This window comes from Flavobacterium sp. GQ95 (assembly GCF_059758655.1).
Genome location: NZ_JCAXEB010000001.1, coordinates 769,263 through 783,273, shown reverse-complemented (window position 1 = coordinate 783,273; position 14,011 = coordinate 769,263). Strand labels below are relative to the sequence as shown.

General features: G+C 33.1%; 14 protein-coding genes and 1 tRNA gene. 7 read left to right on the top strand and 8 right to left on the bottom strand.

Translation table 11 applies throughout. The features are described 5' to 3' along the window. Positions 1-149 precede the first annotated feature (149 nt). From AC6CH4_RS03365 to AC6CH4_RS03355, 3 genes are all read right to left on the bottom strand, one after another. Positions 150-1,184 (bottom strand): toll/interleukin-1 receptor domain-containing protein, encoded by a 1,035-nt coding sequence (locus AC6CH4_RS03365; protein WP_498100152.1) that lies wholly within the window; start codon positions 1,182-1,184, stop codon positions 150-152. A gap of 63 nt (positions 1,185-1,247) precedes the next feature. After that, entirely contained in the window at positions 1,248-1,526 is a 279-nt protein-coding gene (locus AC6CH4_RS03360; RefSeq protein WP_498100150.1) for a hypothetical protein, read from the bottom strand. Between the two features lie 42 nt (positions 1,527-1,568). Continuing rightward, complete coding sequence (locus AC6CH4_RS03355) at positions 1,569-2,165, bottom strand: super-infection exclusion protein B (protein WP_498100148.1); 597 nt, start codon at positions 2,163-2,165, stop codon at positions 1,569-1,571. Between the two features lie 261 nt (positions 2,166-2,426). Here AC6CH4_RS03355 and AC6CH4_RS03350 point away from each other — a divergent pair, with 261 nt between their 5' ends. Then, positions 2,427-3,044, top strand: coding sequence for a recombinase family protein (locus AC6CH4_RS03350; RefSeq protein ID WP_498100146.1), 618 nt, complete (start codon positions 2,427-2,429; stop codon positions 3,042-3,044). Positions 3,045-3,492: 448 nt separating this feature from the next. Here the strand turns inward: AC6CH4_RS03350 and AC6CH4_RS03345 are convergent, their stop codons facing one another. The 3 genes from AC6CH4_RS03345 to AC6CH4_RS03335 form a co-directional block, all read right to left on the bottom strand. Further along, positions 3,493-3,795, bottom strand: coding sequence for a hypothetical protein (locus AC6CH4_RS03345; protein WP_498100144.1), 303 nt, complete (start codon positions 3,793-3,795; stop codon positions 3,493-3,495). Positions 3,796-3,806: 11 nt separating this feature from the next. Further along, a complete protein-coding gene (locus AC6CH4_RS03340; RefSeq protein ID WP_498100142.1) occupies positions 3,807-4,376 on the bottom strand; it encodes a hypothetical protein in 570 nt (189 codons plus the stop codon). A gap of 476 nt (positions 4,377-4,852) precedes the next feature. Further along, positions 4,853-4,934, bottom strand: a tRNA-Leu gene (locus AC6CH4_RS03335). A gap of 108 nt (positions 4,935-5,042) precedes the next feature. Here AC6CH4_RS03335 and AC6CH4_RS03330 point away from each other — a divergent pair. The 4 genes from AC6CH4_RS03330 (at position 5,043) to AC6CH4_RS03315 (ending at position 8,853) form a co-directional block, all read left to right on the top strand. Beyond that, positions 5,043-6,431: a dipeptidase gene (locus AC6CH4_RS03330; RefSeq protein ID WP_498100140.1), complete on the top strand. Its 1,389-nt coding sequence runs from the start codon at positions 5,043-5,045 to the stop codon at positions 6,429-6,431. A 291-nt stretch (positions 6,432-6,722) separates the two neighbouring features. Further along, the gene (locus AC6CH4_RS03325) at positions 6,723-7,154 is read left to right on the top strand and encodes a hypothetical protein (RefSeq protein WP_498100138.1); all 432 of its coding nucleotides are present in this window, start codon (positions 6,723-6,725) and stop codon (positions 7,152-7,154) included. A gap of 107 nt (positions 7,155-7,261) precedes the next feature. Then, positions 7,262-7,633 carry a BlaI/MecI/CopY family transcriptional regulator gene (locus tag AC6CH4_RS03320; protein WP_498100136.1) on the top strand — a complete coding sequence of 124 codons (372 nt, stop codon included), beginning with the start codon at positions 7,262-7,264 and terminating at the stop codon, positions 7,631-7,633. After that, the gene (locus AC6CH4_RS03315) at positions 7,630-8,853 is read left to right on the top strand and encodes a M56 family metallopeptidase (protein ID WP_498100134.1); all 1,224 of its coding nucleotides are present in this window, start codon (positions 7,630-7,632) and stop codon (positions 8,851-8,853) included. The genes AC6CH4_RS03320 and AC6CH4_RS03315 overlap by 4 nt, the downstream gene beginning before the upstream one ends. 197 nt (positions 8,854-9,050) lie before the next feature. Here the strand turns inward: AC6CH4_RS03315 and AC6CH4_RS03310 are convergent, their stop codons facing one another. Next, positions 9,051-10,415, bottom strand: a complete 1,365-nt coding sequence (locus tag AC6CH4_RS03310; protein ID WP_498100132.1) for a saccharopine dehydrogenase family protein — start codon at positions 10,413-10,415, stop codon at positions 9,051-9,053. A 191-nt stretch (positions 10,416-10,606) separates the two neighbouring features. On the opposite strand from AC6CH4_RS03310, the gene AC6CH4_RS03305 reads away from it, so the two are divergent. Together AC6CH4_RS03305 and pckA are read left to right on the top strand one after the other, a co-directional pair. After that, positions 10,607-10,993: a DUF423 domain-containing protein gene (locus tag AC6CH4_RS03305; RefSeq protein WP_498100130.1), complete on the top strand. Its 387-nt coding sequence runs from the start codon at positions 10,607-10,609 to the stop codon at positions 10,991-10,993. Positions 10,994-11,199: 206 nt separating this feature from the next. Continuing rightward, entirely contained in the window at positions 11,200-12,804 is a 1,605-nt protein-coding gene (gene pckA, locus AC6CH4_RS03300) for a phosphoenolpyruvate carboxykinase (ATP) (protein WP_498100128.1), read from the top strand. Positions 12,805-12,932: 128 nt separating this feature from the next. On the opposite strand, the gene AC6CH4_RS03295 is transcribed toward pckA, so the two are convergent. After that, entirely contained in the window at positions 12,933-13,991 is a 1,059-nt protein-coding gene (locus tag AC6CH4_RS03295; protein ID WP_498100126.1) for a phytase, read from the bottom strand. Positions 13,992-14,011 lie beyond the last annotated feature (20 nt).

Sequence of the window (14,011 nt, the reverse complement as noted above, 5' to 3'; positions counted from 1 at the left end):
ATCGTTATTAAGTAAATTTGTGATGAATCTGCTCCGCAGGTCAATCACAAATAATAACGTTTGTTTTTATAGAATTTATTAAATTTTTAATTTCATAACTTGGTTCAAGGAACATGATTTTTAAATAATCAATACAAGTGACGTTACTTTTAGAATGGCAAATCATCTGGTTCTTCAACTTTAATTTCGGCATTGTAATCAAAATGATTTCGGTCAATGGCTTCTGTTATTAAATTCAACACTTCCTCTGGTAAATCAAGCAAGTGTTTACTTATTTCGTCTCTGATTTTTAATTCTTTAGGATTGTTTGAACTGGTAAGAGCAGATACTTCTGTAAATCCTCGTAGTTCAAATCTTTTTAGAATTGAAGAATAGCTTCTCGACAATTTGTTAGGAATATCATTAATTTCTTCCCATTCCTTAATATGGTCGATTTCATTTTGTTCTTGCCAACCTGTCATTAATTTAAATCTTCCTGTTTCAATTATGTAATGCAACAAAATAAGCTCGTCATCTTTAAGCTTTTTCGAAGTTATTATGCTTATAAACTTTGAAAAAAGGTCTGTTGGATTTGAAGAAATTGTTTTTAATGGTTGTGTCGGTTGTGGCTGTACTGTTAGAGGTTGTACTATTGTTTTGCCTTCTTCCTTTATGATAGGTTTTTGTACAGCCTCACTTAAAACAGGAGGTGTAATGATATCTGATTTATAATTGTTAATTTCCGCTATAAACTTCTTTACACTTTGGGAAATAATAATGTGACTTTTAGATATGTCGAAGTCCTCGGAAATCAATTGTAGAAATGATAAAATCCTCTCTTCATCATTGATGTAAAACCCAATTTCTCTTGGGTCTAATGCACCACTTTGAAACTCTTTGCTTGACAAGTTAAAGTTAGGTGTGAAAATTGCCGCATGTTTATTCTCGATAATCCAAGCCGCACCCATTTCATTTAGACAAGCAATACTTTGATAATATTCTTCTGATAAGAGGTAAATCACAAATGGCTTTTCTGTAATTTGAGATTTTAGCCAGTTAAATATATTTTGGCTAACAGGAATTCCGTATGCTGTATTACTTGTAAAAATTATTTCATTCTCTTTAAGACCGACACTCCTTAATAATTCCACTAATCTATCTCCATAAAATTTATTCCTGGATGAATGTGAGATGAATATTTTCATTTATATGTTTTTGTTTTAAAATTGCTGATAATTTTCTCTTGCCTTTTGCTGTTAGTTGCTTAATCAATGAGAAGAAGAATCGTTCACAACGTTTATTAAATCTTCCTTTAGCCACTCAGAAAACATTTGATTCAATCCTTCAATCTCTAATTCAACAGAAGTTTCAAGTTCTTGTCCTGTTTTTCCTTTCTGCAATTCTAGTATTTCAACTTGTCGTTTTAATATTGATTTTAAGTAGTAACTATTCATAAGATTCGTTGAATGGATGTTCATCAAAAAAGTACCTATGTCAATTTTAAATGTGGGATTATTTAATTCGTCTTTTATATCGTCAAAATTCATGTCATTTATTTTAAATTAGTAATTTGTAGTTCTATTCAGTTTTTAATACAAAGATTTCCTTCTTAAACGATTCTCAACCCAATTTGGGCGATTGTTTTCAACAAATTCATAGTCAGCTTCTGTTGGATTATTGGTCAAGCCGATGTCTTCTAATTTTAAATGCCTGTCTACGAATTTACTTAATGATACAGAAGCGTTCATTCCGTTCATAATAAAACCATTTCCAAATTGTTGATTTATAAAAATAATTTTTTTATTTATTAATCCAGTTATTGTTGAATTGTCAATTGGAACTTCTAAAGATGAGCTTTGATTGATTATAAATTCACGTAAGACAGATTGTTCGTGATAATCAAGATTTCGAAGTTTCTCAATGTATTCTTTTTTAATTTTCCTAAACTTCAATTTATTCGAAATACTTTTAAAAATCCATATTATGGAATTTACAAATACAAGTCCAGAAGTCGAAATAAAAACTAACCCTACAATCCAGCCATACGAATCATTCAGTTTTTCCAAATGAAGTCGTTTAAGCAATTCTGCATCAGAAAACAGAATAAACCCAGATAGAACAGCAAACAGAAAAAAGAACTTTGCAGGAAGTTTGGTTAAATCAAATAATGCTTTTAGATTGTCCATAGTGTTGTGGTTTTTCAGTATTGTTCTTTAAAAGAAATTTAATCAAATATAGAAAAGAATTCGTATGAATTATTTTGGAGACATAACTTATATAGAATATTCTACACAAACTGTATCAAAAGCTTAACTGTATCAAAATAAATCTATCAAACATATTTTTTGATACGTTGATATGTATCAAAAATATTCTTTGATTTATTTTGTCATGTCCCGAAATACCTGGACTTTTGATTTATCGAAAAACAAAAAATTATACACGCCATGCAAAACGCTATCATTATTTCAAGATGTTCATCTAACGACCAAAGACAAGATGTCTACAGACAACAACAAGAACTTTTATCGACATATGGAACTCAATACAATATTGTAAAAGAATTCACCTACTATAAAAGTGGAACTAAAAATGATGAGGTTAATGCAGAAATTTTGGAATTTGCCATCAAAAATAATGTGAACCATATTATTGCTTTAGAGATTTCGAGAATTTCCCGCAAAATATCATCGTTCGCCTTGTTTTTGGAAAAATGCAACGAAAACAAAATCAATATTATTATCGATAATTTTAAATTGCACACTCTTTTGTCATCAGGAGAAATTAACGGTATGGTTCAGACTATGCTTTCTATAGCTTCGACCTTTGCCTCTTTAGAATTATCTATGATTTCTGAACGTTTAAATTCAGGAAGAGCAAAATATATTCGTGATGGTGGAAAACTTGGGCGTAAACTTGGCTCAGAAAAAGACACCAAGAAACTAATTACAGAACATGCTGACATTGTGAAGTTCTTAAAACAAGGTCAATCAATTAGAAATACCATGGTACTCACAGGAAAATCAAGTGGGACAGTACAAAAAATAAAAAAATTAGTAGCATAGGTATAAAATAAAAATCCTCACATAATTTGTGAGGATTTTATTTTTGTGAAACAATGCACGCACCACATGATTGTAATATCTGTTTCTAAGCTCTAAAACGACATTTCTATAAGTAGACCATAGAACAAATACCTGTATGATTGCCTACCATAAAGAACCATTTGGAACAATAAAACACCTAAAAAACCCCAAAAAAAAATTTGAGCACCTATCCAATGTACCATGTTTTTTAATGAAAATTCAGTAAAAACAAGGTAGGTAACGACACTATTCTCTACTTAGGAAGGAAGGGAGTACTAACCCAATTGCTCTATCCGTTTTCTAATTTGTTCAATTTCCCTCTCCAATTGCAATCTCTGCAACTGCTTTTGTAGCTCTTGTTTGTGCTGAGGTTCATTCTCAATTTGGATTTGCATTTGCTTTAACCTGATTTTGTCATCAATACTAGTTACCATGATAATTCTAAATATCGTTGAGGAACATATCTGAATTTATAAAAATCACTTTCCTTGTATAATTCATCGCATTTAAGTTCCCATCTTTCTTTTAAAACTTCATTTCCCCAATGGGTAGAAACTTGCAGTCCACATAGTATTTTCCATTCCGTACCATTCCTTCTTAGTTGTTCATAAACTGGTTTTGTTAGATTTGGGTTAAATGCTTTATATCTTTCATAATTGTATGCCTGCAATGGATTTGGTTTTAACCCCATATCCTTTTTGAATTGTTCATTATCAAATTCTTTTTTCATAATTGTTTATTTTAAATTATTGTTATTGTTCCACTTTTTTTCAAGTAGTTTGTGACACTACTACGATTATTTATTTTCTCAACCTGAAACCTATAATCGCTCTTGTTTATATATTTTTCTAGCACCTCATTAACAGCATTTGTCATCTCATTATTATAGCCATCAGCCAAAGCGTGAACATGATTAAAATTCCTTCTGTCCTTCTCAATAACATACGCAATATTGCAACTTGGTAATTTTTCTTTAACCTCATTAATCAACTGGGTGTGGTATTTGACATCATAATCATATTTCAAATTCCAAGTCACCAAAGTTTCCCATTTATGATTTGTTAGAGTAGTTTGTGATTTTGTATAAATTGGCATGAATTCATCAATTATCGTGTAGTGGATTTGCCATGCTCTAGCATTTCGTTTAAGTAAATTTGGCATGTTGGCATATTTTTCACTTACCAATTTCATGCGATATTTTAAGGTTCTAGGAGATAACCCTGTTATTTCTTGTAGCTGATTTAGTTGATAATAGATTTTAACTCTACTACTGTTAATATTATTTATTATTTCTTTAGCGTTTACTTTCATAATTTTAATTTTAAACTTGATGTAATTAGGACAAGAGAGGTTTAATCCAATATGCCCTTTCAAATAAATATGCACCAAATAGAAAAAAAATTAATTATTTGCACTTATTTCTTCAACGATACTTCTTATTTAAAAATAAGTCAAGCGAATTAGAATCGGAAATGCAAAAAGGGTTGAAACAGGAATCGAAAGCCCTTTATTCATTGAGAGGAAAAGAATAAAAAAATAAAATAATTTTGGATGCGTAGAAATAGAAAGCAAAAAAATAATTGTAAGTTGAGGTTTGTAATTTTATACCATGAATAAGAATTGCACCTATAATTTCAAGTTTAGGAATTAAATATAATCATCATTGGAACATGAATCCTTTACTAATCTTTCAATGGATTTAAAATGATTTTGGGGGAAATACGGGGGTAGACTAAAATAAAAAATCCTTTAAACGTTAGTTTATAACGGTTAAAGGATTTTTAAAGTGCGGATAATAGGACTCGAACCTACACGCCTTGCGGCACCAGATCCTAAGTCTGGCATGTCTACCAATTTCACCATATCCGCGTAATTGTGGGTGCAAAGATAAGCATAACTTCGAATTTTCAAAGCATTTTCGAAAAAAAATATTAATTCTCTTTTTTGTATTTTTGAATTTCTATAAAAATAATTTAAATGGAAAATATTAAGTCGTACGTTCAACAACATAAAGATCGCTTTATCAATGAGTTGATCGAATTATTAAAAATTCCGTCGGTAAGTGCCGACACCGCATATTCGCAAGATGTTATCGACACCGCAGAGGCTGTAAAAGAAAGTTTATCAAAAGCAGGCTGCGATTTTGTCGAAACTTGCGATACTCCGGGTTACCCAATTATCTACGGAGAGAAAATAATCGACCCAAATTTACCAACCGTTTTAGTTTACGGACATTATGATGTTCAGCCGCCAGATCCAATGGAATTATGGACATCACCACCATTTGAACCTGTTATCAAAAAAACCGAAATTCACCCTGAAGGAGCCATTTTCGCGCGTGGTGCCTGCGACGACAAAGGGCAAATGTACATGCACGTAAAAGCGTTAGAATATATGGTACAAAGCAATACGTTGCCTTGTAACGTAAAATTCATGATAGAAGGCGAAGAAGAAGTTGGTTCGGCAAGTTTAGCCTGGTTTGTAGAACGTAATCAGGAAAAACTGAAAAATGATGTTATCCTAATTTCAGATACCGGAATGATCTCCAACCAACAACCGTCAATTACAACAGGTTTAAGAGGTTTGAGTTATGTTGAGGTTGAAGTTACCGGTCCAAATCGTGATTTACATTCAGGTTTATACGGTGGAGCAGTAGCAAACCCGATAAACGTTCTGGCTAAAATGATTGCTTCATTACACGATGAAGACAATCATATTACGATTCCGGGATTCTACGATAAAGTACAGGAATTATCAACTGAAGAAAGAGCCGAAATGGCGAAAGCACCTTTCAGTTTAGAAAAATATAAAAAAGCTTTAGACTTAAATGATGTTTACGGCGAAAAAGGATATGTAACCAACGAACGCAACTCAATCCGTCCAACATTAGATGTAAACGGAATCTGGGGTGGTTACCAGGGTGAAGGAGCAAAAACGGTTATTGCGAGCAAAGCTTTTGCTAAAATCTCAATGCGTTTGGTTCCAAATCAGGATTGGCATGAAATCACAGAACTTTTCACTAAACATTTCACAAGCATTGCACCGGCCGGAGTTACGGTAAAAGTGACACCGCACCACGGAGGTCAGGGTTATGTTACGCCAATTGACAGCATTGGATATCAGGCAGCAAATAAAGCATACACAGAAACGTTTGGCGTTCCTGCCATTCCGGTTCGTTCAGGAGGAAGTATTCCGATTGTGGCTTTGTTCGAAAAAGAACTAAAAAGCAAAACGATTTTAATGGGCTTCGGTTTGGATTCTGATGCGATTCACTCGCCAAACGAGCATTTCGGAATCTTCAATTACTTAAAAGGAATCGAAACTATTCCGTTGTTTTACAAATATTTTGTGGAATTAAGTAAGTAAGGTTTTGCCACGAAGGCGCTAAGACGCTAAGTTTTTTAAGTTTCAGCTCTTTGTCAAAGTTTAGAACTTTGACAAAGATTAATTTCAAACATATAAATCCGTTCAGAAATGAGCGGATTTTTTTTGTTTCAAAAACTTTGTGTCTTTGATCCTTCGTGGCTGAGGAAACCTTAGATCCTTAGCAACTTAGCTCCTCAGAACCTTTTTTTAAAAAAAAACTTGCACATTAAAATTTTATCTCTACATTTGTAGAGCGACATCTATAAGTGTAGAGATAAAAAAAAAGAAAGTATGCGTTATCTGTTTGTAATATTTTTTTTCGGAGTGCTGCTTTCAGGCTGTAAAAGCAAACCCATCAATCAGAAGATCGATCATAAAAAAGAAGGCGTTTGGATGGATGACTACACGCAAGATAGTGTCAGATACAAATCGTTTGAATATTACAAACACGATGAACCGGTAAAAAAGTGGAAATCCTACATTGGAGGAAAAATTTACAAAACGGAGAAATACAAAAACGGAGTTTGTATGGTAACATATTATTACGAAAACGGAAAAATACAATCAAAAGGAAAAACAAAAATAGAAGTCAATGCAGCAGAAACACATTGGTTCTATTTTGGAGACTGGAAATTCTATTCGGATAAAGGAAAATTAACCGAAATCAAAAAGTATAATAACGGCGATTTGATCTCGGAGGAAAGAATAAAGAATAAAGAATAAAGAATAAAGAATAAAGAATAAAGAATAAAGAATAAAGAATAAAGAATAAAGAATAAAGAATTTAATCTTAGCAACTTAGTATCTCAGAACCTTAGAACCTCAAAAAAATGCAATTATCAAACTCAGAAGAACAATTAATGGAACATCTCTGGAAGCTTGAAAAAGCTTTTATGAAAGATTTGCTGGAAGCGTATCCGGAACCTAAACCGGCCACAACAACCGTTGCTACGCTTTTGAAAAGAATGATTGACAAGAAATTTGTCGCCTATAATGAATTCGGAAATTCAAGGGAATATTATCCGCTGGTTAAAAAGACGGTTTATTTCTCGAAACATGTAAACGGATTAATTAGTAGTTTCTTTAATAATTCGGCCTCACAATTTGCTTCTTTTTTTACAACCGAGACGAATTTGTCGACGTCGGAATTAGAAGAACTTAAGAAAATAATTGACAGTCAAATTCAAAAAAAGAAAAAATGATAACATATCTTTTAAAATCCGGAATACTGCTTTTTATTTTTTATGCAATTTATAAATTGCTTTTAGAAAACGAAAAAATGTTTCATTTCAATCGTGCTTATTTGTTAGGGAGTTTAGTTTTTAGTTTGATAACTCCGTTGCAAATTATTTCGTTTGAATCTTCTTTTTCGAACAAAACCGGACTAGTCCAACTCGATGAATTGGTAATTCAGAAAAGCACTGAAAATCTTGTGTCGGTCTCCGTGAATGATTTTTTAACTGTTTTAATCGCAGTTTCTTACGGTGTGGTGGTTTTGTTGTTAATGCTTCGGTTTATTTTGAATTTATATTCATTTTATAAGAGAACAAAAAGAAGTGAAGTACGATTTATAGAAGATGAAAAAGTAGTTTTGATAGAAGAGCCTATCTTGCCACATTCGTTTTGGAAATCTATTTTTATCAATAAAGAAGCATTTGATAATGGTAAGATTCCATCTGAATTAATAGCGCATGAAAAAGCGCATTTAGAACAAAAACATACTTTGGATATTCTTTTTGTTGAAGTTTTACAAATTGTGTTTTGGTTTAACCCGTTGTTTCTTTTCTATAAAAAAGCGATTAAACTTAATCACGAATTTTTGGCAGATGAAGCCGTAAATAAGCAATTTGGTAAAGTTAAAAGTTACCAAAAGCTATTGCTGGATTTTGCAGCAATTGAAAACACAATTTCGCTTGCAAGTACTATTAATTATCAAATAACTAAAAAACGTTTACTCATGATGACCAAAAAAGAATCTTCGATTAAAATTGTATTAAAAGTGTTTAGTGTAGGTGTAGTTTATGCTTTACTATTATTTGTTTTCAGTACAAAAACTATCGCTCAAACAGTTAAAAATAAAGCTGAGGTTGCGGAAAAAGATATCTATGAAAATGATGCAATCGAAAACCAGCCTGAGTTTCCGGGTGGTGTGACAGCTTTTTATAAATTTGTTGGATCCAATTTTAAAATGCCTGCTGAAGCCGATAAAAATAAAATAGAAGGAAAAGCGTATATGCAGTTTGTTGTTGAAAAAGATGGAAGCTTATCTGACTTGAGAACAATGAAAGATATTGGTTACGGAATAGGAGATGAAGTAATTCGTGTATTAAAACTTTCTCCAAAATGGACTGCAGGCTCTATAAACGGAAAACCGGTTCGCGTAATGTATAGTCTGCCAATAACAATTCAGGCAGCGAAATAAGTGTTTAAGAAAAAGGTTCAAAGGAGCAGAGGTTCAAAGGGACAAAGGCTTAACTCCGGACTCTTAGAGGTTTAGTAATTAATACATTTCAATAGAAACCTTTGCACCTTTGTCACTCAAAAAAAAATCCGCTTCCAGACATTAGAAGCGGATAAAATTAAAAACTAAAAAAAAATTCTCAAAAAAAGTAATCAGAACTAAAACAGGTCCGGATTATATCCAAAGTAAGGCATGGTTTGTTCGTTAAAAACAACACCATACTCTTCTAATTCTTTTAAAATAGGCAGGTAAACTTCTTTTTTAATAGGAAGCTGTACGCCCGGAGTTGTAATTTTTCCATTCAAAATCAATAAGGTTGCCATAGCCACAGGAAGTCCGACTGTTTTTGCCATAGCAGTATAAGTTTGATCGTCTCCAATGCAAACCATTTTCGAATCGATTTGTGTTTTTTCACCATACAATTCATAACCGAATTTATGATACATCACAATCATATCTTTGTCATCTGGTGCTAAAGTCCAGCTATCAGCTAATATTTTTTCTAATATTTGAGCAGGAGTGGCATTTGGTAAATTCACCTTTTTGTCAGGATTAAATAAGTCCAGTTCCAAAAGTTTGTCCCACATAATATCGTCCTGATCAATCTTTAAGATCAATCGCATTTTAATTTCAACAGAATCCGTTGGATGATAAGGCAAAAAAGAGTTTGTAAATTGGCGGTAACTCATGTTTTCAGAATCTTCCATAATATAGCTGTCATCTGTCATTCCGAGTTGGACAAACATATTCCATGCTTTCGAAAAACCAACTCTTCTGACCGTTCCCCGATATAAAGTCAGTATATCATCTAAACCATAAATAGAGCGATATTTAAGCGAATCACGGTTGGAATAGGCCTCAAATTTACCGTAGCCCTCTACTTCAAGAAACTCCGTTCTGCGAAATAAAGTTCCGTATGGAATGTATTTATAAGTGCCTTCCTGGATAAATTTTGCTGCACCACCCTGACCCGCCAATACTACATTTCTTGGAGCCCAGGTAAATTTGTAATTCCACAAATTATTATCTGATTCCGGGGCTACCAAGCCGCCACAAAACGATTCAAAAAGCAGCATATTACCGCCTTTCGACCTAATTTCATCAATAACTTTCATGGCACTCATGTGGTCGATTCCGGGGTCAAGACCAATTTCATTCATGAAAATCAGATTGTTCTTTTTTGCTTCTTCATCAAGTGCCTGCATTGCATCACTTATATAAGAAGCTGTTACAAGATGTTTTTTGAACTGAAGGCAATCTTTTGCAATTTCTATATGCAGATGAGCCGGCAACATCGAAATAACAATAGAGGCGCTTTCTATCGCTGCTTTTCTTTCGTCGGTATCAAATATGTTTAAAGCAATTGGAGTAGCATTAGGATGATTTTCTGTCTTTTTTTCGGCTAAAGCCAATGATAAGTCGGCTACAATAAGATGTAGATTTTCGCTTTCTGATTTTGATAGTAAATAACGTATCAATGAAGAGGCTGATCTTCCGGCTCCGATAATTAAAATGCTTCTCATATTTTAAATATATAACACAAATATATTAAATTGTTACAAATATAACAATTGAAATGATTTAAAAAAATGAATTCTTTTTTATTTCTGACAAAAAAGTAAAGGATTCTTTTTCCGCAAAAAGATTTTAGAAAGTAAAAAGCTTTTTGAATACTTTGAAGTATTTTTGTTTTAAATTAAAAGTATAGAAAATTATGAAAAGAAGAATCATACTCACTGGTGCATTTATTGGAATGTTAGCTATTATTTTGGGAGCTTTTGGAGCACATCTTCTAAAAAAATATTTATCAGTTGAGCAGCTGGTTACTTTTGAAACCGGAGTTCGTTATCAGATGTATCATGCTTTCTTTTTGTTTTTTCTTTCAACCCGAAAAGAGTTTACTCCTAAAGCTTTAAAAACAATCTATAATCTAACGGTTGCCGGTGTCGTTCTGTTTAGTGGTTCTATCTATTTATTAGCTACAAAAAACCTTACATTATTCGATTCTAAAATTATCGTATTCGCAACACCTTTAGGCGGTTTTCTATTAATTCTCGCTTGGTTGGCATTATTCGTTAGTATTTTTAAGCAAAAATCATAAAATACAGAATAAAAAATTCTATCTAAAAATTAATCTTTAATTTTGTCTCATAAATAACATAAAACTTTACTTCTGTGAATTTTTATTCTTTTTAGTCGTTATCGATAAAAAATATAACAATTCAGTATCCTTTAATATAAGTATTTAAGAATCAGAATGAAGAATGTTTTTGTACTCAAAAAAATAATATACACAACGACAAAATTATGGACACTCACACACTTTTCTCGCAATCGATTTCGTTAAGCGAATTAGGAATTGAAAATGCTAAAGTTCACTATCAATTATCAGCAGATGAACTGCATGCTATTACAGTGCAATCAGGACAAGGTGTCGAAAATGCTACAGGCGCATTGGCGATCAATACAGGCGAGTTCACAGGACGTTCTCCGCAAGATCGTTTTATCGTAAAAGATAGTATTACAGAAGATAAAGTTTGGTGGGGAAATGTAAATATTCCGTTTTCATCAGAAGCTTTTGAAAAATTATATAATAAAGTAACACAGTTTTTATCTAATAAAGAAGTATTTGTGCGCGATTCATACGTTTGTGCAGATGCTAATTACAGATTAAATGTTCGTGTAGTAACAGAAACGGCCTGGTCTAATTTGTTTTGCTACAATATGTTTTTAAGACCAGAAGAGTCGGAACTAGCCAACTTTACACCGGAATGGACTGTAATTTGTGCACCAAGTTTTATGGCAGATCCTGCTGTAGACGGAACACGTCAGTCTAATTTTGCGATTTTAGATTTTACAAAAAAAGTAGCACTTATTGGAGGAACAGGATATACAGGAGAAATGAAAAAAGGTATTTTCTCTGCCTTAAACTTCATTTTACCAGTTTTCGAAAATACATTGCCTATGCACTGTAGTGCGAACGTTGGTGAAGCGGGAGATACTGCGATTTTCTTCGGATTATCAGGAACAGGAAAAACAACTTTATCTGCAGACCCAGCACGTAAATTAATTGGTGATGATGAGCACGGATGGACTGCTGAAAACACTGTCTTTAATTTTGAAGGCGGTTGTTATGCTAAAGTAATCAACTTATCTGAAGAAAATGAACCGGACATTTTTAGAGCGATCAAAAAAGGAGCGCTTTTAGAAAATGTGGTTTTCAAAGCGGGAACAAACGAAGTGGATTATGATGATGTATCGATCACTCAAAATACGCGTGTAAGTTACCCAATAACGCATATTGACAATATTCAGCCAGGTTCTATTGGCCACAATCCAAAAAATATATTTTTCTTAACGGCAGATTCTTTCGGAATTTTGCCTCCAATCTCAAAATTGACTCCAGGTCAGGCTGCTTACCATTTTATTTCAGGATATACTGCAAAAGTTGCCGGAACTGAAGCTGGTGTAACAGAACCACAACCTAACTTTTCAGCTTGTTTTGGAGCGCCATTTATGCCTTTGCACCCAACACGTTATGCAGAAATGCTGACTAAAAAAATGAAGGATGCAGACGTAAAAGTTTGGTTGATCAACACAGGTTGGACAGGCGGAGCTTACGGAACAGGAAGCCGTATGAAATTAAAATATACCCGTGCTATGATTACCGCTGCATTAAACGGTGAATTAGATAATGTAGAATTTAAAAATCACGCCGTATTTGGAATTGCAAAACCACAATCTTGCCCGAATGTTCCAGAAGAGATTTTGAATCCTAGAAATACTTGGGAAGACAAAGATTTATATGATAAAAAAGCGTTAGAATTAGCTGCGAAATTCAAAGCTAATTTTGCCAAATTTGAAGAGTTTGCGAATGCTGAAATCTTAGCAGGCGCACCGATTACAGAATAAAAGGGGATTATTTGATTCAAACTAAAAAAAGCTGTTCATTATGAACAGCTTTTTTGTTTGGTCTTCAATCGCAGTAAAAAAAATAAAAAAATAAAACACTGAAACCTGCGATTGAAAAACCTAAATAATTATTTTTTAGCTTGATCAATACATTCCTGCATCAAATCCCAGGCATAATAATGAAAGGTCATTCCGTTGCTCATGGCTACAAAAAGTCCGTTTTTATATTTTCCTCCTAAATTAATACTGGTTGCATCAGCACCATCACATTCTATTGTTGAAGTTGGAATTTCAGCCAATAAAGGATAATTGTTCGGATTACCTTTTGCACCTTCTCTTGGATATACCATAAAAGTATTTGCCTGTTGGTTGGATACTAAAATGTATCCGGTAGAATCTGTTTTTTTATAAATTGCGATTCCTTCATTATCGGCTGTAAAACCAGTTTTTCCGAATAAGGACATTTCTTTATTATCATTTAAAGCAGGATCAGCTTTGTATTTTCTGATTCCGAATTGTTCGTCGCAGTATAAAATCGTTCCCAATTCATTATCAACCGCAATGGCTTCGATTTCTTTCTTTCCGCTATAAGCTCCAAATTTGCGAACAACTTTTCCAGTTGCAACTTTTCCATTTCCTGAAAGTTCATATTGCCATAAATAACTTCCTGACGGCCCTGATTTTCTTCCAACTACAGCAAAAATTTTATGATCACTTGGTCGTGTGTATAAAGCAACTCCCATTGGATCGCGTAATTCTTCATTTTCAAAAACCGGAATTCCGCCGTTGTCAATTGCTTTTAAATCAGGTAAGCTGAAAATTCTGATTTTGTTAGTTTCACGTTCTGTAGTAACGGCTACGTCAACTTTTTTTCCATCAATTACTAAACCGTAAGCGATATCAACATTATTCGGACGTTTTAGAACTTCTGATTTACCGACCATTTTTCCATTTAAATCAAAAGCATACAAACCGCCATCAGTATCTTTATCTGTTCCGACAATTATGCTTTTTGTGGAATCCGTAGGATGAATCCAGATTGAAGGATCATCGGTATCGTGAGGCAAGGCTTCTGTAACTGCTGTTGGTTTAACGGCATTTTTAGCAACGGGCGCTAATTTATCATCTTTACAAGAAATGAATAAAACACTTAAAAGTAAAAAAATGATTATAGAGTTGTTTTTCATTTGAGTTTCATTTGAATAAA